This is a genomic window from Burkholderia sp. AU30280 (genome assembly GCF_020420125.1).
Classification (GTDB): domain Bacteria; phylum Pseudomonadota; class Gammaproteobacteria; order Burkholderiales; family Burkholderiaceae; genus Burkholderia.
The window spans coordinates 1-18887 of record NZ_JAIZRY010000011.1; the positions used below are offsets into that span (position 1 = coordinate 1).

At 66.3% G+C, this 18887-nt stretch carries 16 protein-coding genes and 2 pseudogenes; 7 read left to right on the top strand and 11 right to left on the bottom strand.

Annotation, left to right across the window (positions count from 1 at the left end; all coding sequences use genetic code 11):
- Window positions 1-127: 127 nt before the first annotated feature.
- The 3 genes and pseudogenes from LGN17_RS23975 to LGN17_RS23985 all read left to right on the top strand — a co-directional run.
- Window positions 128-325, top strand: a pseudogene (locus tag LGN17_RS23975) (type II toxin-antitoxin system RelE/ParE family toxin); the annotation flags it as partial.
- A gap of 2 nt (window positions 326-327) precedes the next feature.
- Entirely contained in the window at window positions 328-690 is a 363-nt protein-coding gene (locus LGN17_RS23980) for an addiction module antidote protein (protein WP_107310713.1), read from the top strand.
- Between the two features lie 577 nt (window positions 691-1267).
- Complete coding sequence (locus LGN17_RS23985; protein WP_226198876.1) at window positions 1268-2155, top strand: NAD(P)H-binding protein; 888 nt, start codon at window positions 1268-1270, stop codon at window positions 2153-2155.
- 34 nt (window positions 2156-2189) lie between these two features.
- On the opposite strand, the gene LGN17_RS23990 is transcribed toward LGN17_RS23985, so the two are convergent.
- Together LGN17_RS23990 and LGN17_RS23995 are read right to left on the bottom strand one after the other, a co-directional pair.
- Window positions 2190-3392, bottom strand: coding sequence for a benzoate/H(+) symporter BenE family transporter (locus LGN17_RS23990; protein ID WP_226198877.1), 1203 nt, complete (start codon window positions 3390-3392; stop codon window positions 2190-2192).
- 182 nt (window positions 3393-3574) lie between these two features.
- Window positions 3575-4600, bottom strand: coding sequence for a fatty acid desaturase (locus tag LGN17_RS23995; RefSeq protein WP_226199128.1), 1026 nt, complete (start codon window positions 4598-4600; stop codon window positions 3575-3577).
- Between the two features lie 302 nt (window positions 4601-4902).
- Between LGN17_RS23995 and LGN17_RS24000 the strand changes: the two genes are divergently transcribed.
- A complete protein-coding gene (locus tag LGN17_RS24000; protein WP_226198878.1) occupies window positions 4903-5730 on the top strand; it encodes a phosphate/phosphite/phosphonate ABC transporter substrate-binding protein in 828 nt (275 codons plus the stop codon).
- Between the two features lie 125 nt (window positions 5731-5855).
- On the opposite strand, the gene dbpA is transcribed toward LGN17_RS24000, so the two are convergent.
- The 6 genes and pseudogenes from dbpA to LGN17_RS24025 form a co-directional block, all read right to left on the bottom strand.
- Window positions 5856-7253: an ATP-dependent RNA helicase DbpA gene (gene dbpA / locus LGN17_RS24005; protein ID WP_226198879.1), complete on the bottom strand. Its 1398-nt coding sequence runs from the start codon at window positions 7251-7253 to the stop codon at window positions 5856-5858.
- Window positions 7250-7447, bottom strand: coding sequence for a hypothetical protein (locus LGN17_RS24010; protein ID WP_059237929.1), 198 nt, complete (start codon window positions 7445-7447; stop codon window positions 7250-7252). The genes dbpA and LGN17_RS24010 overlap by 4 nt, the downstream gene beginning before the upstream one ends.
- A 274-nt stretch (window positions 7448-7721) precedes the next feature.
- A complete protein-coding gene (gene mqo, locus LGN17_RS24015) occupies window positions 7722-9383 on the bottom strand; it encodes a malate dehydrogenase (quinone) (RefSeq protein WP_226198880.1) in 1662 nt (553 codons plus the stop codon).
- 509 nt (window positions 9384-9892) lie between these two features.
- The gene (locus tag LGN17_RS24020; protein ID WP_175956815.1) at window positions 9893-10180 is read right to left on the bottom strand and encodes a hypothetical protein; all 288 of its coding nucleotides are present in this window, start codon (window positions 10178-10180) and stop codon (window positions 9893-9895) included.
- Between the two features lie 63 nt (window positions 10181-10243).
- Window positions 10244-10388: pseudogene (locus LGN17_RS36770) on the bottom strand (Lrp/AsnC family transcriptional regulator); the annotation flags it as partial.
- A gap of 54 nt (window positions 10389-10442) precedes the next feature.
- A complete protein-coding gene (locus tag LGN17_RS24025; RefSeq protein ID WP_226198881.1) occupies window positions 10443-11312 on the bottom strand; it encodes a mechanosensitive ion channel family protein in 870 nt (289 codons plus the stop codon).
- Window positions 11313-11654: 342 nt separating this feature from the next.
- Between LGN17_RS24025 and LGN17_RS24030 the strand changes: the two genes are divergently transcribed.
- Complete coding sequence (locus LGN17_RS24030; RefSeq protein WP_226198882.1) at window positions 11655-13019, top strand: M23 family metallopeptidase; 1365 nt, start codon at window positions 11655-11657, stop codon at window positions 13017-13019.
- Window positions 13020-13184: 165 nt separating this feature from the next.
- Entirely contained in the window at window positions 13185-13469 is a 285-nt protein-coding gene (locus LGN17_RS24035; RefSeq protein ID WP_226198883.1) for a DUF3144 domain-containing protein, read from the top strand.
- Window positions 13470-13568: 99 nt separating this feature from the next.
- Here LGN17_RS24035 and LGN17_RS24040 read toward each other — a convergent pair whose 3' ends face one another.
- Window positions 13569-14402 carry a fucose-binding lectin II gene (locus tag LGN17_RS24040; RefSeq protein ID WP_226198884.1) on the bottom strand — a complete coding sequence of 278 codons (834 nt, stop codon included), beginning with the start codon at window positions 14400-14402 and terminating at the stop codon, window positions 13569-13571.
- 119 nt (window positions 14403-14521) lie between these two features.
- Window positions 14522-14911 carry a fucose-binding lectin II gene (locus LGN17_RS24045; protein WP_175965404.1) on the bottom strand — a complete coding sequence of 130 codons (390 nt, stop codon included), beginning with the start codon at window positions 14909-14911 and terminating at the stop codon, window positions 14522-14524.
- A gap of 941 nt (window positions 14912-15852) precedes the next feature.
- Between LGN17_RS24045 and leuA the strand changes: the two genes are divergently transcribed.
- Entirely contained in the window at window positions 15853-17562 is a 1710-nt protein-coding gene (gene leuA, locus LGN17_RS24050; RefSeq protein ID WP_226199129.1) for a 2-isopropylmalate synthase, read from the top strand.
- Window positions 17563-17987: 425 nt separating this feature from the next.
- Here leuA and LGN17_RS24055 read toward each other — a convergent pair whose 3' ends face one another.
- Complete coding sequence (locus LGN17_RS24055; RefSeq protein WP_226198885.1) at window positions 17988-18761, bottom strand: AraC family transcriptional regulator; 774 nt, start codon at window positions 18759-18761, stop codon at window positions 17988-17990.
- Window positions 18762-18887 lie beyond the last annotated feature (126 nt).

Here is an 18887-nt window from a genome sequence, read left to right on the forward strand (position 1 = left end):
TCAGTGACCACAGTTCGTCATCGAGTATCGGTTTGGCCATGGCCTCCTCGTCAGCGAAACAACGAAGAGGTTAACAAAACGCGCGGCGGGTTAACAGCCCCCGAACACTCATTTTGTTAGAGATTTTAAGCTCGGCAACCTCGGCCAATGGCGGGCAGTCGGCGACGGCGTCAATGAAATGAAGATCGATGTAGGGCCGGGATATCGAGCCTACTTCGTGCGACGCGGGAAAATCATCGTCGTGGTGTTGTGCGGTGGGGACAAGTCGACCCAGAAGAAGGACATCAGGGTGGCGAAGCAAATCGCCGGCGAACTGGAGGATTGAGTATGAAAATAAGCGAACTGGCCGAATTCGACGGCTCGAAGTACCTGAAGGACGAGGAAACGATTCGTCACTACCTGGCGCAAGCGTTCGAAGATGGGGATCCGCGGCTGATCCAGGCCGCGCTCGGGAATGTCGCGAAGGCACGCGGTATGACGGCGCTGGCGCGCGAATCTGGCGTGAAGCGTGAAGCGCTCTACCGCGCACTGTCGGAAGGTGGAAACGCCGAATTCGCAACGATCATGAAGGTTGTCAGCGCGCTGGGATTGCACCTGACCGTAGCTCCGGCCGCGCCGGCGGCCGAATCGGCGCCGGCTCCTGCGCCAACCCGTGCGCGCTCGCGTGCTCGTCCGGCGGCGCACGCATAGCGGTCATTGGCGGCCGGCTGTGCATACCGCACTGTGCCAGCCAATGCGTGCATCCTGCCGGCGTTGCCGGCGGGACGGGAGACCGCACAGAATCTGTGCGAGGCGGGTTAAAGCTCTGGCTCCGACTGATGAAGCCCCATAAGGTAAGGAAACGAGGTATCCAACTGTCGGACGCCGACAATGCAACGCTTCATGACCGGAAGTCCAACGACATGTCGAGCGTGCTGTTGTATCAGCGGGTGAAAATCGTCGAAGATTCGGGGGAAGCTTTTCATTACGTCGACCGCGGCAATCGGGATGTCCTGTACGCCGCAACGTCAGGTCGTTCACCCTCAGCCAGAAATCGCCTTACCGTCTCACGTTTCGATGGGCCTGTTGAAGCGTAACGCCCTTGGGCGTGAGCGGCTCGTCTATCGGAGGCGTGTTCGTTCACGGGACCGGCGACGCAGCGGACAACTCGCATAGCAGCCGCCCCCCAATCCGTCATCCTTTCCTGCTGTATTCATCCCTCCCTGCGCGCGGTTCCCTCTGTCCGACCCAATAATCACCTCACCCTCATCTCCCCTAGGAGCGAATCGTGTTCGTGATCTTCGGTGCATCCGGCAACGTCGGCCAGTCGACCGTGACCGCCTTGCGCAAGGCCGGTCATCCCGTGCGCGCGGTGTTGCGCGACCCACGCCATCGTGAACGTTTCGCGCAGCTCGGCTGCGACATCGTGATGGCAGAGCTGACGGACGCGAACGCGATCGCGTCGGCAATCGACGGCGCACAGGCCGTGCAGATACTGTGCCCGGTGCCCGTCGCCGACCCCGATCCGGCCGCGACGATGACGCGGACGATCGATGTCGCGACCGCCGCGCTCGCCGCCAATCCGCCGCCGGTGCTGCTCGCGCTGTCGGACTACGGCGCGGAACGCGACGGCAATACGGGCATCACCCGCCTGTTTCATGACTTCGAAGCACGGCTGAAGACGATTCCGACGCAACTGACGCTGCTGCGTTCGGCCGAGCATCTGCAGAACTGGACGCGCGTGCTGCCGGTTGCGCTCGGCACCGGCATGCTGCCGAGCTTTCACCATCCGGTCGGCAAGGTGTTCCCGACAGTCTGGGCGCCCGATGTGGGTGCGATCGCGGCGCGGCTGCTGCTCGATGCGCCCGAAGGCGGCAACGGGCCGCGCATCGTCAGTGTCGAAGGGCCGCGAAGGGTGAGCGTGACGGCGATCGCCGATACGCTCGGCACGGCGGCCGGCCGGACCATCGTCGCGCATGAACTGCCGCGCGACACCTGGGCCGCGACGCTGCTGCGTGCGGGCCTCAGCGAACGCCACGCGCAGTTGATCGTCGATCTCTACGACGTGCACAACGCCGGACAGATCGACGTCGAGGCGGGTGTGTCGGAGCGGCTTTACGGCACGACGACGTTGACCGATGCGCTCGCGCAGCTGGTGCGCCAGCACGCGCGGTGACCGAAGCGGCGGCGCGCGATGCGCACCACGTGCATCACGCCTGTCGCCGCACCTTGTTCAGTACCGCATACGAAAGCGATCCGATCACGATCCCCCAGAACGCGGAGCCGAGCCCGAGCCACGTCATGCCCGACGCGGTCGCGAGGAACGTGATCAGCGACGCCTCGCGGTGATTCTCGTCCTCGAAGATCCCGTGCACGTTCGCGCCGATCGCGCCGATCAGCGCGAGCCCCGCGAGGATCGCGACGAACGCCTTCGGCAGCGCGAAGAACACCGTGACGATCGTGCCCGCGAAAAGGCCGCCGATCAGGTAGATCGCCCCGTTCGCGAGCCCGGCGACGTAGCGCCGGTGCGGATCCTCGTGCGCGTCCTTGCCGGTGCAGAGCGCGGCCGTGATCGCCGCGACGACGATCGTGATCCCGCCGAAGCACGCGACCACGAGCGACATCACGCCGGTCGCCGTGATGATCGGGCGCGCGGGCGTGTGATAGCCGGACACGCGCAGGATCGTCATGCCCGGCAGGAACTGGCCGGTGAGGCTGACGACGACGAGCGGCAGCGCGAGGCTGAGCGTCGTGCCGAGCGTCCATTCGGGCGCGATGAAGATCGGGTGCGCGATGCTTGCCGACACGTTGCCGAGATGCGTCATCCCGAGCAGCGTCGCCAGCACGGCGCCCGTCAGCAGGACGAGCACGATGCTGTAGCGCGGCAGCGCGCGCTTGAAGATCACGTAGGCCGCGATCATCCCGAACGCGAGCGCGGGCTGCTCCGACGCCGCAGCGAACGCATGCGTGCCGAACGGCAGCAGGATGCCGGCCATCATTCCGCACGCGATGCCGCGCGGAATGTGGCGCACGAGCCGGTCGAAATAGCCGGTGACGCCGATCAGCAGGATGATCAGCGCGGCCGTGATGTACGCGCCGACGGCCTGGTTGAGCGTCAGTTGCGGAAACAAGCCGACGAGCAGCGCGGTGCCGGGCGCCGACCACGCGGTGATGACCGGCACCTTCAGCTTCCAGCTCGCGAACAGGCCCGAGATGCCCGCGCCGATCGAGATCGCCCAGACCCACGACGACACCATCGCGTCGGATACATGCGCCGCCTGCGCGGCCTGGAAGAAGATCGCGAGCGGGCCCGCATACGAAATCAGGACTGCGAGAAAGCCCGCGGTAATCGCGGAGACGGACCAGTCGTTGCCGATCGCGCGGATTGTGCCGGGCGGGGTGTTCGGTTGCATCGTCGTGGGGGCGTGCGGCGCGTGGCCGGGGCAGAGCCGGGGCGAATGATGGTTGGGAGCCCCGGACGAGCCGTCATTCTGGGCATGGCCGACGCAATTGGCAATGCGCGGACGGGAGTGATGTTGTCGGCGTTTCGTAAGAAAGATGCGGCGGGCGGACGAATCGGCGCCTTCGCCGCACGTCACGTACTGATCTGCAACACCTTGTCGACCACCGCCACCTTGATCCCGCTCCCCGTCGACAACGACGCCGTGCCCTGATCGAACGGGTGCACGGGCGTATCGGTCGGCGTCCACGCATGGCGCGCGAGCAGCTCGCGATACCCGCCGCGAATCACGAAGCCGCCGCATTTCTGCGCATACGCGTCGCGGCGCATCCGGTATGCGCGCGGCAGGTCATACCACGGCAGCTTCGGCAGGTCGTGATGGACGAGGTGATAGTTGTTGTTCAGGTACAGCAGCCGCATTGCGAAGCCGGCTTCATTGATCGCGATGCGCGCCTTCGGATGCGGCGCGGCGCGGTGCTCGTACAGCGAGCGGATCATCGCGATCGACAACGCGGGCCATGTGACCGCGAGCAGGTAATACCACCACGGCACGCCGATCGCCCGTTGCAGCCACGCGAGCAGCGCCACCACGCAGGCGATGTGCGTCGCCCACATCGGCAGATAGCGGAAGTCGGCGCGGCGGAACGCGGCGAATGCGTCGACGCACATCGCGGCGATGCTCAGCGGCGGCCCGGCGACGAAGCGTCCGATGAACGTCTTGCGGGCGACCGTCAGCACGCGCTGCCAGCGCGGCAGCTGCGCCCAGCGTTCGCGCGTGACGTAGTTCGTTTCGGGATCGACGCCCGGCACCGTCAGGTCCTCGTCGCGATGATGGTCGAGATGCGTGTCGCGATACAGCGTGTACGGATACCAGACCGTCAGCGGCGGGTAGCCGAGCAGCTTGTTCACACGCGCGGAGCGCGTCGGATGGCCGTGCAGCAGTTCGTGTTGCAGCGACAGGTGCCACGCGCCGAGCAGGATCAGCGGCGGCGTCGCGGCCGCGAGCGACAGGGTTCCGTCGCGCACGAGCAGCAGCACGGCGAGCCAGCCGCCGTAGATCGCGACGACCAGCAGCCAGGTCGGCCACTCGGTGCGGGCGGTGAAGCGGGTGTCGAGCGCGGCGATCGCACGCGCGTGGTCGACGTCGAAATATTCGGCCATGGCGTTGAGGCGGGATTGAACGGGTAGTGCGGGGAACGAGCGGTTGAACCGGTGCGCTCGGCCCGGGTGCGCAGGTGTCTCGCGGATCACGGTCGGCCTGTCCGCGATCACGCGCGGTGGCGAAGCGCGGGCAGGCATCACGACGGTACCGGGATCGCGCGGTGCGGCCAACCAATCGATTCGCATTTGCTTATCGTCGCGCGGCCGATAAGCTTCGGGCGCGCGGCGCCCCCGTTCGGCCCCCGTTTTGCCGGGATCGAACCGGATTCCGCTGCGCGAGCGGCAATGCGTAGAATGCCCGCATGAGCCCATGGATCGCCGCCCTGCCGATGTACAACGTGACGCCGCGCCACGACGCGCTGTGGCGCGCGCTGCTGCGCGATGCACTCGATGCGTTCGCGCGCGCGGGCGGCGGGCCCGCCGAAGTGGCGCCTCCCGATGAACCCTTCGACGACCTGCACGCGCTTTGGCGGCGCGACGATCTGCTGCTGTCGCAGACCTGCGGCTATCCGTACCGGATGCTGGGCTTGCGCGATGTCGTGCGACTGATCGCGACCCCCGTGTTCGATGCGTACGGTTGCCACGGCGCGCACTACAGCAGCGTGCTGGCCGTGTCGGCGCGCGCGCATGCGGGCGGCGCGACGACGCTCGCCGCATGCCGGGGGCTGCGGGCCGCCTTCAACGGCCGAGATTCGCACAGCGGGATGAACGCGCTCCGGCATGCGGTCGCGCCGTATGCGCGCGACGGACGATTCTTCGGATCGGTTGCCGCGCTCGGCTCGCATCTGAACGTGCTGCGTGCGCTGGCTTCGGCGCAGGCCGATTGCGCGGCGATCGACTGCGTGACGTTCGCGTACGTGCGCGACGCGCTGCCCGGATTGCTGGCGGATATCCGGATCATCGGGATGACGGCATCCGCACCGGGGTTGCCGTTCATCGCATCGCGGGCGCTGGCGGACACACAGGCCGCCGCATTGCAGGATGCGCTCGACCGCGCGGTGTCGGCCGATGCGGAACGGGCGCGCGTGCTGCGGCTGAAGGGATTCGAACGGTTGTCGCCGGCCGATTACGACACGATTGCGCGGTTCGAGCAGCAGGCGGCCGCGTACGGTTATCCCGCGCTGGCCTGAGTGCGGCGCGCAGCGCGCCCGCGCCGACGCCGGACACGTTCTTCAGATCGCCATCGGTTTTCAGCGTGTCGAACGCATGCTCGACGGGCGAGCGCGCCGCGTGGGCGTCACGGCGCGCGCCGGCATCACTCTTCGTCCATCAACCGGACCTTGACCCGCTTGCCCTTGATCTTCCCTGCATTGAGCTTGCGCAGTGCGTCGCGCGCCACGCCACGCTCGATGGCGACATAGGTCGAGAACTCGGTCACATTGATCTTGCCGATCTGCTTGCCGTCGAACCCGGCGTCGCCGGTCAGCGCGCCGAGCACGTCGCCCGGGCGGATCTTGTCCTTGCGCCCGCCGAGGATCTGCAGCGTTTCCATCGGCGGCGTCAGCACGCCGTCGTCGGCCGGCTTCAGTTCCGCGAGCGGGTGCCATTCGACGTCGCGCTTCTGCGCCTGCTCGATCGCGCCCACGCGGCCCATCTCGTCCATGCTCGCGAGGCTCAGCGCCCAGCCGTCCTGATCGGCGCGACCCGTGCGGCCGATGCGGTGCACGTGCACTTCGGGGTCGGGCGTCACGTCGACGTTGATCACCGCTTCGAGCTGCGCGATGTCGAGCCCGCGCGCGGCGACGTCGGTTGCCACCAGCACCGAGCAGCTGCGGTTCGCGAACTGGATCAGCACCTGGTCGCGTTCGCGCTGGTCGAGCTCGCCGTGCAGCGCGAGCGCGTGGAAGCCCTGCGCGTGCAGCACGTCGAGCAGGTCGCGGCACTGCTGCTTCGTGTTGCAGAACGCGATCGTGCTCACCGGCCGGTAGTGGTTCAGCAACTGGCCCACCGCATGCAGCCGCTCGTTTTCCGTCACTTCATAGAAGCGCTGGCGGATCTTGCTGTTGTCGTGGCGCTCTTCGAGCTTCACTTCCTTCGGGTTGCGCAGGAACTGCTGGCTCAGCTTCACGATGCCGTCCGGATAGGTCGCGGAGAACAGCAGCGTCTGGCGCGTGGTCGGGCACATCCGTGCGACCTTCGCGATGTCGTCGAAGAAGCCCATGTCGAGCATCCGGTCGGCTTCGTCGAGCACCAGCGTGTTCAGCGCGTCGAGCTTCAGGTTGCCGCGATCGAGGTGATCCATGATGCGGCCCGGCGTGCCGACGACGATGTGCGCGCCGTGTTCGAGGCTCTGCGCCTGCGGGCGCATCGGCGTGCCGCCGCACAGCGTCAGCACCTTCACGTTTTCCTCGGCGCGCGCGAGGCGGCGCACTTCCTGCGCGACCTGGTCGGCGAGTTCGCGCGTCGGGCACAGGATCATCGCCTGCACGTCGAAGCGGCGCGCATCGAGGCGTGCCAGCAGCGCGAGCGAGAACGCGGCGGTCTTGCCGCTGCCCGTCTTCGCCTGCGCGATCAGGTCCTGGCCGGCCAGCGCGATCGGCAGGCTCGCGGCCTGGATCGGCGTCATGTCGACATAGCCGAGCTGCGCGAGGTTGGCGAGCGCGGCGGGCGTCAACGGCAGTGCGCTGAACGGTGTGGCGGTCGGCTGGGTCATTCGAGGTCTCCGAGGTAAGGCTTGCCTTCCATCTGTTCGTAGACGACGGTGCCGTCGTCGCCCTCGAAGCGTTCGAGATAGTTGCGCGCGCCGCACAGCGGGCAGCGGAACAGCAGCCCCTGGCCTTCGTCCTTGATGACGACGTCGGACTGTTCCCACTGCGTGCCGCAGCTCTGGTTTCGGCAGGTAAACAAGGTCTTTCTCCAGCAGAATTCGGTTGAGGTGGCGCCCGGGCGGGCGCGGCAACGACGGGCGGCGCTCGCGCGGTTCGGGCGCGGGCCGCATCGGGCGTCGCTTGGATTGCGTCGATGCGGATGATGGATCGGGCGGCGACGGGGTCGCGCGTGCCGCAATTCTAGCGGAAGCGGGCGACGCCGCCCGTGCCTGCGGCGCGCGCCATGAAAAATGGCCGCCCCGGAGGGCGGCCATGTCGTGCGGCGCAACGACGCCGCGCGGCGGTCTTATGCGTTACAGCGCCATGTCGGCCGACGCCTTCGCCGGGCGGGCCGGCGTGGTGCCGGTGGCCTGCGACGGGACGTTGACGTCGATCTTCGGCGGCGGCGAGAGCTGCAGCACGTCGCTGGTGTACGTCCATTCCTCGACGACCTTCGCCGGGCTGTCGTTCAGCTTCGTGCCGTAGCTCGGCACGATCTGGCGGATCTTCTGCTGCCACTCGGGCGTCGCGACCTTGTCCTTGAACACCTTCTTCATCAGGTTCAGCATGATCGGCGCGGCCGTCGACGCACCCGGCGATGCGCCGAGCAGGCCCGCGATGCTGCCGTCCTGCGACGCGACGATCTCGGTGCCGAGCTTCAGCACGCCGCCCTTCACCGGGTCGCGCTTGATGATCTGCACGCGCTGGCCGGCCTGCCACAGGCGCCAGTCTTCCTTCTTCGCGTTCGGGAAGTATTCCTTCAGCGCGTTGAAGCGGTCGTCGTCGGACAGCATCAGCTGGCCGGCGAGGTACTGGACCAGCGGGAATTCGTCCACGCCCACGCGCATCATCGGTGCGACGTTGTGCGTGTTGGTGCTCTTGAGCAGGTCGAAGTACGAACCGTTCTTCAGGAACTTGGTCGAGAACGTCGCGAACGGCCCGAACAGGATGATCTTCTTGCCGTCGATGATCCGCGTGTCGAGGTGCGGCACCGACATCGGCGGCGAGCCGACCGACGCCTTGCCGTACGCCTTCGCGAGATGCTGCTTCACGACCTCGGGGTTGTCGGTCACGAGGAACGAGCCGCCGACCGGGAACGCGCCGTAGTCCTTCGCCTCGGGGATGCCCGACGCCTGCAGCAGGTGCAGCGCGCCGCCGCCCGCGCCGATGAACACGAACTTCGCGTCGACCGATTGCGCCGGTTCATCCGAGTGCAGCTTGACCCACGTCACGTGCCACGTGCCGTCGGCGTTGCGCTTGATCTCGCGCACTTCGCTCGACAGCGACAGCGTGAAGTTCGGCTGCGTCTTCAGGTAGCCGACGAACTGGCGCGTGATCTCGCCGAAGTTCACGTCGGTGCCGATCGGCGTCCACGTTGCCGCGACTTTCTGGTTGCGGTCGCGGCCTTCCATCATCAGCGGCACCCACTGCTTGATCTGGTCGTAGTCTTCCGAATACTGCATCCCGCGGAACAGCGGGCTGGCCTGCAGCGCTTCGTAGCGCTTCTTCAGGAAGCGGACGTTGTCGTCACCCCACACGAAGCTCATGTGCGGCGTCGAGTTGATGAACGAGTGCGGATTCTTCAGCACGCCCTGCTTGACCTGCCACGCCCAGAACTGGCGCGAGATCTGGAACGACTCGTTGATCTCGACGGCCTTCGAAATGTCGATCTTGCCGTCCGCCTTTTCCGGCGTGTAGTTGAGTTCGGCGAGCGCCGAGTGCCCGGTGCCGGCGTTGTTCCAGCCGTTCGAGCTTTCCAGCGCGACGCCGTCGAGGCGCTCGACCATCGTCATCGACCAGTCAGGTTGAAGCTCGTGCAGCCAGACGCCGAGCGTCGAGCTCATGATGCCGCCGCCCACCAGCAGGACGTCGACCTTCTTCGTATCGGCGGCATGCGCGGACGACGCGGCGACGCACAGCGCGAGCGCCGACAGTATTACCCGTAACGTTTTGATCACAGCAGATCCCTTTTTCAACTTGGATGCATCGGTTTGCCAAGCCGCCCGGCGCGTGTGTCGATCGCGGTGAATCGCGTATCCGGAGATCCGGATCGCAAATCCGGAATTCCGGATCGACGCGGCGCGCCGTTGCATTTGCGCACGCGAAGCCGTCGGAAGGACACCTTCGGATCGGCTTCCTGCGGGCAGGCAAGCGCCTGCGTCACAGTGGCGCACAACGCGCCCGGGCCCTTGCGGCAAGCCTGAGCGAAAGGCGCTTCAGGCTGCGTGGAAAGAGGCTGCGCGCGACGCGTTTTGCGGGGGCGGGGTGGCAAGGGGCGCGTAATGTAACCGAACTCGTTTGCCGTGTCACAAACGAAAAATACCGTTGTTTTCGTGGGGTTTTTTGTGTGTCCGGGTTTCCGGAACGACGGTCGCGGAAAGCGGGAACGGGGGGAATGACCGAGCGGGATCGGGAGGGAATTTCGGGGGCGTCGCGTCGTGTCGCGGCGGCGGGCCGCGACACGATCGCGTGACGTCACGTCACTTTACTTCGCGGCGCCGTTCCGGCAGAACTGGTCGTACGCTTGCGCCGAATTCGCGAAGCCCTTTTGCTTGGCGAGTTCCCACGGGCGCTCGCATTGTTGCGTTGCTTCGCACCACGAATAGCCGGCCGACGGGATGCAGCCGTGCGCATCGCGATCGCTGCCGACCATCGGCGGTGCGGCCGGCGCCGGCGATTGAGCCGGCGGCGTGGATTGCGCGGCACAGGCGCTCAGTGCCAACGCGCAGGCCAGCGTGGCGGCCAGCGACACGGAAGGGAGGAATCGCGTCATAAAGTAGTGCTCCATGGGATGAGTTTTGGAGTTTCGGGGGGGCTTCCACGTTCGTCGCGCCGTTCAGTCGCCCGGCGCCGGCACGCGCGATGAGAACTTTACCTCGCGCAACGCGAGGCTCGACTGAATCGACGAACCCCCGGCCTGCTTGCGCAGCACGCGCTCGACGAATTCCGCGTACGCGATCGAGATCGGCCGCGACGACCTGCATCGCGCTCGAGATCGCGCTCGAGAAGATGCCGGGCTTCGCGGCCTTCGCCGTTTACAGCGCGCGCGTTTGTGCGCGGTCGGCGCGACGCTCCGTGTCGTGCACGACGTGCAGCTCGCGCGTGCGGATCGGCAGCGCGCAATGCGCGTCGGCGAGCGTCTTGCGCACCTGGCGCGCGATGCGCCAGCGCATTGCCCAGAAGTTTTCGGTATGCGTCCACACACGGATGTTCGCGACGACCGTGCTGTCGTCGAAGCGCATCACCATCACGTCCGGCGCGGGATCCTGCAGCACGTCGGGATCGGCCGCGGCCAGCGCGCGCAGCGCGTCGAGCGCACGATCGATATCGTCATGCACCGACACTTCCACTTCGAGATCGAGGCGGCGGGTCGGGTTGCGCGTGTAGTTGCGGATCGAGCTGCCCCACAGCGCGCTGTTCGGCACGTATTCGCAGATGCCGTCCGGCTTCGTCAGCCGCGTCATGAACAGCCCGACCTCGTCGACGGTGCCCGCGACGCCCGTGCCGCCGTCGATATAGTCGCCGACCTTGAACGGCCGCAGCAGCAGAAGCATGATGCCGGCCGCGATGTTCTGCATCGTGCCCTGCAGCGCGAGCCCGATCGCGAGGCCGGCCGCGCCGAGCACCGCGACGATGCTCGCGGTTTCGATGCCGAGCTGCGACAGCGCGCCGACGATCGCGACGATGCGGATGCCCCAGACGGCGACGTCGCAGAGGATCGGCCGCAGCGTGTCGTCGACGCGCTCCTTGTTGGAGAGCAGACGGTTCAGCCAGTTGCCGATGCGTTTCGACAGCCACCAGCCGGCGACGAGCAGCGCCAGGCCGGCGCCTAGCTTGATGGAGAGGGTGGACAGCGCGTTCCACAGGAACGTCCAGCGTTCCGGGTGCAGGTGATCGAGCAACATGACGGGATTCCGGTTTGAAGGCACAGTGCGCGATGCGTCGCGTGCCCGCCGTGGTCGGGCAGGCTTGCGGCTGACGCGCCGGCAGCGTTCGACTGTACACGGGGCGCAATGGTTCGCGCGAACAGGTGGGGTCGAATGCCGCGTAGCCGGGGCGCCGTGCCGCGAAATCGCGATTTCGATTTAGTACTAAGCGGCTGTGCGTTCAAATGAGACTAGTCCTATTCAGCTGCGTCGATCACGCCGATACACTCGGTTTTACGTTGCCGGGTCGCACCGATCGTTCCTCCGCGATACCCGGCTTTTTCCCGATTTTTTCACTGACAGACAGCGAGTGACGACGTCATGCGGTTAGACCTGCGTTTCCGTCTCGCACGCGAGCAAGGTCAACCCGCACAGCGCGGCGTTCGCGGTGTCCCGATGCGCCGCACGCTGCTGCGCGGCGTCATCGCGGCGGCCTGTGTGGCCGGCGCACCGGGTGCGGTGGCGCACGCGTCGCACGACGACGCGCCGTTTTCGCCCGTGGTGGCCGACCTTGTCGACGTGCCCTTTTTCAATGCCGCGCGCACGACGTGGGGCGGCTTGCATGCATCGACGGCCGCGCCGCTCGACGTTGCCTACGCGTCTCATGCGTCGACCGTGCCGACGGCCGGCGAACGCGACGACCCGGTGGCGCGCTTCGGTGCATGCGTGGCTTACCGCGTGCTGTGCGACGCGGCGCGCGGGGCGGTCGAACGCGCGTATGCGTCGAGGTTCGACTACGGTCTTGCGTCGGCATTGCCAGTGACGGGCGAGCAGGCTGTGTTCGAGCGGCGTCCCGTCGATCTTGCCGCGGCCGAGCCGTTCGTGCTCGCGGAAGCCGATCGCGGCGCGCGTGGCGGCGCGATCGTCGGCAGCCTGCAGGCGTCGCTGGCGCGCGCTGATCTGCCGGCCGGCGTTGTCGCGCAGATCACCCGCATGCTCGCCGGTCGCGTCGACCTGAAACAGCGCGGTGCGCTCGGCGACACCTTCCGCGTTGCATACGAACCCGACAGCAACGCGGCTCTGCCGGGCGGCGTGCGCGTGACGGCGCTCGAGCTTCGCTTGCGCGGCCAGCACTTCGCGAGCGTATGGTTTGCGCCCGATGCTCGTTCGCCGGGCGCCTATTACGACCTCGACGGCGTGCCGCTCGCCGGCGTGCGGTTTGCGATGCCGGTCAGCGCAAACCGCATCAGCTCGCATTTCGGTGCGCGCGTGCATCCGGTGACCGGCGCGCGTCACGTGCATTCCGGCGTCGATCTCGCCGCGCCGGCCGGGCGTGCGGTTCATGCGTCGGAGCGCGGCGTCGTGACGTTCATCGGCACCGAGCCACGCGGCTACGGCAAGTACGTGGTGGTCCGCCATGACGGCGGCTATGCGTCGTACTACGCGCACCTTTCGGCATTCGAGCCGTCGCTGCGCACCGGCACGCGGGTCGCGCGCGGCCAGCGTATCGGCGCGGTCGGCAGCACGGGTACGGCCACGGGGCCGCATCTGCACTTCGAGGTCCGGCGGCATGATCGCCTCGTCGACCCGGTCGCGCTGGTACAGGCGGGCAAGACGGCGAAGCTGAGCGGTGAACGGCGCGTGGCGTTCAACCGCGTGGCGCTCGATGCGCGCATGCGCCTGGCGTCGGCTGCGTGGTCGCAACCGGTGGCGATGTCGAATCCTGCCGGATCGCGGGCCGGTTGACGGTTGGCGCGGTGCCGCCGCCCGCGGCGGGCGGCATCGTTGCATGCGTGCGTCGATGTGCGCGCATGCAATGCCGAATTGCCGGTCATCGTGCGAAGCAACATGGTGGTGCAGCCCCCTGAAATACGGGACAATGACTGTTACTTCACGCGCAGCGCATAAGCCATGGAAGTCGACGAAAATTTCTATGCTCGTGCAGATGAGCACATCGAGCTATCGAACGAGCAGCTTCAAAAAGCACCGAGTCGTGGCAAAGTCAGCGCATCGATGATGTATGCGACCGCACGATTCAACGCATGGCTTAGCGCATCCGGCCATGAGTCCGGTGCGGACATGGCCGCGACGCGGGAAGAAACGGTCCAGTATTTCTGCGATGAATACAGGAAGGCACTGGAACTTCACCTTGACGAATACATCAACAATTTCGATCGGTACATGCGGCCGAACTGAAGGCGTCAGGGCTGTCGCGCGTGGCGGAGGAGACGGGCACGCGCGTTGAAATGAATCGCCACGCCGGGCGGCGTGGCGAGGGGCGCTGCGTGATGCTGCTTAACCCAGCGGCCAGTTCAGGAACACGATGCCGTCGTTGTAGTCGTCGTCGGTGCCGTCTTCCGAGCCGACGATCCCGAAGTACGTCTTCTTGAAGAGATCGACCTGCCGCGAGCCGAGCCGCGACGGCTTGCCGTTCGCCATCACGATCACGCGCACGCGTCCCTTGCCGGAGTCGAGCACCTTGGTGCCGAGGTTCTGGTCCTGCACGCCGGCGCCCTTGAACGTGGCGACCGGTTTCGGGTTGTCGTCGACGTAGATGTCGATCGTCTGGTCGTTCGCCGCGTTGGTGAGCGCGGTGACGCCGAACTTGATGTTCGGCGGCAGGTTGAACGTGCCGTCGCGCTCGCCGCCGCCGCCGATCGTGCCGCTACCCGTGCCGCCCGGGTTGCCGCCCACTCCGGTTTCGCCGCTTCCGCTGCCGGTCGACGACGATGGCGCGGCCGTGTCCCCGATCGCGGACAGGCTCGCGTACGAGTCGATATGCATCGCGCTGCCGCGCACGCTTTTCCACTGGCCCTTCACGAACGTGACGCCGGCGCCGACGTCGATCGTCGCGACGAGCGTGAACGGCATGCGCCCGGTGGATTCGGGCACCTTCGACGAATACGTGAAGCAACCGTCCGCGACGACGCCCTTGTTGGTCGCGATCGCGAAATAGATGCCGGGGAAGTTGTTGCCGGTCGCGTACGGCGTCGGCACGTTGAGGATCACCTGCAGTTTCCCGTTTCGAATCTCTGCCTTGGCGATGTCGATGTACAGGCCCGGGATGTCGACGTAGGTTTCCGATGTCGCCACCGGTGCACTGATGATCGAAGCCGAAAGGAGGGGCATGGATGTCTCCGTTGGTAGGTCGGGTTTAGACGCAAAAAGGGGGGCCGCTGAATGCGACGCGTCACCGCCGGCCGGCCCGCAGGCGGCCGGTGGTGGTCGGTCGTCACGCGCGTGTCAGGTCAGCCGATCGGCCACTGGAGCACGACGATGCCGTCGTTGTAGTCGCTGTCGTGGCCGTCTTCCGACACGACGATCCCGAAATTGACCGTGTACGGCGAGCCGTCCGATTTCTTGCCGGTGATTGGCGCGAGGCGCGCATCGGTGGCCGACGGCTTGCCGTTCACCGACACTTCGAAGCGGATCTTGCCGTTGCCGGAATTCAGCGTCGCTTCACGCGTGCCGTCGCGCGTGGTCAGCTTGTAATAAGCGGCGGGTTCCTTGCTGTCGCCGATGAACAGCTTGATGTGCTGCTGCTCGGCGGCATTCGCGAAGAAAATCGCGCGGAAATCGGTATTCGGCGGAATCGAAAACTCGCCGGCGCGATTGGATGACGTTTGAAAATCGGCCATGCTTTCCTCCTGAGGAATGATGGGTAAGGCTTCAAGCCGTGTCGCGCAAACGTTTGCCGTTTGAAATGCGACATACCGAGCATGCCGAAAAATAAATCAGAAAATATTCGCCGGGGAATGGCTATTGTTCAGTAAATCGAAAATGGAGGTTAATCGATTTATTGAAATGTATTTAATGGGTGGTGTTTCGATATATTCAGGAAACTATATCGTCGGGTGTATCGATTTTCTGAATGATGCGCGATGGCACAGGCGGGCCGGGAGGCGGGAGCAATCGGGCTTGGGCGCGGGCGCTCGGCGTTCGCATATGGCAGCGTTGGTTTCAACATCAGCATCTCGGTCGTGGCCGCGCCCACCGGCCACCACCGAACGCCCGCACCGAAACCCGATCGCGACAGGGGAGGGGTGCGGCAACCGGCGAAGTACGTTGACCAACTCACTCCGAACGTGAACAGGGGCCTCACCGGCGCCGCACCCATGAAGCATATCGACACGGCGCCGCGCCGCCTATCGGACTGGACTGATTCTGAGCGATCAGATGCAACGCCATGTGCGCTCGGCCAGTTGACAGCCCCCATCCCCATGTGATTTGATTGCGGCCATGCAAGCCGCCCAGTCCCTCTTCTCGCTACGACTACTAGCCCGTTTCTCCGGGCTGGGTCTGCGGCTGCGCGCTTTCCATCTGCTTCTTTCCTGAAGCGCCAGATTTCCCCCGCATCACCGACCTGGCCCCGGTTGTCGACCGGCGCCTGAGTTCGTCCTTCTTCCGAATCGTTCCGCTCCGTCCCGGTCGCTCAACCGCCAAGGCTGTCGTTCGCCGTACCGCTTTGCCGTTGTGCCGTTTTCTACCGTTTTCATCGCTGCGCGCGCAGCCTGCCCTCACGACCGATGGCCAGCGCGCGGCGGTTTCCCGACAAACCGACCGAGGACCGAACATCATGATGCTGAAGAACCCCGCGACGAAGTACCGACCGTTCACGCCCGTCAACCTGCCGAACCGCACGTGGCCGACGCGCACGATCACGCAAGCGCCGATCTGGATGAGCACCGACCTGCGCGACGGCAACCAGTCGCTGTTCGAGCCGATGGACGCGGCGCGCAAGATGCGGATGTTCAAGATGCTGGTCGCGATCGGCTTCAAGGAGATCGAGGTCGCGTTCCCGTCGGCGTCGGAGACCGACTTCAACTTCGTGCGCGAGCTGATCGAAGGCGGCCACATTCCCGACGACGTGACGATCGAGGTGCTCACGCAGGCGCGCGACGACCTGATCGAGCGTACCTTCGCCTCACTGCGCGGCGCGAAGCGCGCGATCGTGCACCTGTACAACGCGACCGCGCCGGAATTCCGCAAGATCGTGTTCGGCCTCGACCGCGATGGCGTGAAGGCGCTCGCGGTGAACGCCGCGCGCACGATCAAGCGCTTCGCCGATGCCGCGACCGACACGCATTTCACGCTGCAATACAGCCCCGAGACCTTCACGGCGACCGAGCTCGATTTCGCGAAGGAAGTCTGCGACGCCGTGTTCGACGTGTGGCAGCCGACGCCGGAGCACAAGGCGATCGTGAACCTGCCGGCCACCGTGGAAGTCGGCACGCCGAACTTCTACGCGGACCAGATCGAATGGATGCACCGCAACCTCGCGCGCCGCGATGCGCTGATCGTGTCCGTGCATCCGCACAACGACCGCGGCACGGCGGTCGCGGCGGCCGAGCTCGCGGTGATGGCGGGCGCCGACCGGATCGAGGGCTGCCTGTTCGGCAACGGCGAGCGCACCGGCAACGTCGACCTCGTCACGCTCGCACTGAACCTCTATTCGCAGGGCGTCGATCCGGGCCTCGATTTCTCGCAGATCAACGAAGTCGCGCGCATGGCCGAGGAATGCACGCAGTTGCCGATCCATCCGCGCCATCCGTATGTCGGCGACCTGGTGTTCACCGCGTTCTCCGGCTCGCACCAGGATGCGATCAAGAAGGGCTTCGCGGTGCAGCGCCCCGATGCCGTGTGGGAAATGCCATACCTGCCGATCGATCCGAGCGATGTCGGCCGCACGTACGACTCGATCATTCGCGTGAACAGCCAGTCGGGCAAGGGCGGTATCGCGTACCTGCTCGAGCAGAGCTATGGCGTCGTGCTGCCGCGCCGCCTGCAGGTCGACTTCAGCGCGGCCGTGCAGCGCCTGACCGACGACAGCGGGCTCGAAGTGACGAGCGCGCAGATCTGGTCGCTGTTCCAGCAGGAATACGTGGAAGGCGATGCGCCGCTGCGATATGTCGGCCATGAGCTGACCGAGCGCGACGGCCGCGAGACGATCGTGCTGACCGCCGATGTGCACGGCGAGCGCCGCGTGCTGCGCGGCGAAGGCAATGGCCCGCTCGACGCGCTGATGCACGCGTTGCGTACGCCGCTGCGGATCCAGCACTACGAGGAGCGTGCGTTGTCGCAGGGCGCGGATGCGAAGGCGATCGCGATCGCGGAACTGTCCGGCACGGGCGTGCGCGGCAGCGCGTTCGGCGTCGGCATCGATGCGAACCTGACGACCGCGTCGATTCGCGCGGTGATCAGCGGCATCAACCGCGCGTATGCGCGCGCGGACGAAGCGGCGCAGGCGACGTTTTTTGGTGTTCAGCCGGCGGTGAAGGCCGTCGCGTAACGGGCGGCTTGGCGGCCGCGCCGGCCAGGTCCGGCGCGGCCGTGTCGTCGTCCGTGCGGTTGCTGGTGCACGGACGGCAAGCTTGGCGCGCGGTTCCGTCTTCATGAAATTCACCCGCGCGCGCGTCTTGGCGTCGAGATGCTTGCGCGACGGATACGCCAGAAACACGCCCACTTCCTCCGCCCGGCAATCGGGCCGTACACGCACCCACGCGCCTGAACGTAGTCCGTCGTCCGCGACGCGCGCCGGCAGCAGGCCGATTCCCGCCCTTTCCCGTCCCTTCCCGAACCGCGATCTCGCGCGATGTCGCAACGTCGGCCGTCGTCGCCGGCTCGAATGCGATCGCTGCCGCATTCGCACCGCGTGTCAGCGTCCATGTGCGTGCGCACGTCGGCGCGCGATCGTCGCGATACGGGCAGTACGGTTCAGCGCCGCGGGAAGTATTCGCTCGGCGGCACGCCGAGTGCCTTGCGGAACATCGCCGCGAACGCGCTGGGGCTGTCGTAGCCGTGCTCGAGCGCGAGTTCGAGGATCGGCGTGCCGGCGGCGAGACGCGGCAGGCTCAGCAGCAGGCGCGCATGGCGGCACCATGCACCGTGCGTCATCCCCGTTTCGCGCTTGAAGGTGCGCGCGAGCGTGCGCTCGTTCATGTGCGCGTCGCGCGCCCACGATTGCAGCGTGACGACCGATGACGGTTCGTTGATGAGCCGCGTGCACAGCGCGGCGAGCGCCGGATGGCGCGGCATCGGCACGTGCAGCGACAGCAGCGGCGCGATCTCGATTTCGTCGAGGATCAGCGCGAGCACGCGGCCCGCGCGATGCGAGAGGTCGTAATCCGCCGGCAGTTCGCTCGCGGTCACGATCAGCTCGCGCAGCAACGTGCCGACCTCGATCACGCGGCATTCACGTGGCAGGCTCGGCCGCACTTCGTGTGCGACGAACACCGTGCGCATCTGCACGTCGCCGGCCATGCGGATCTCGTGCTGCGTGCCGCCCGGCACCCAGACCGCACGCCCCGTCGGCACGACCCAGCTACCGGCATCCGCATGCACGAGCATCACGCCGGAAATCGCGTGAATCAGCTGGCCATGCCGATGCGAATGCGGCGGATACGCGATGCCGGCCGCCGCGTCGGACGCGACGACGGCGATCTGCTTGTGCTTGTCCTGGTGCTCGAGCGCGCTGAAAAATTGATCCATGTGTCCATTTCTCGACGACGAATGCGCTTTGCGCGCGAGATCGACCGAATGGGTCGAAATTACCATAGGCCCATCGTTTGTTCGACTGCCATTGCACGATGCGCGCCTCGTCATTTCCTCCGGTTT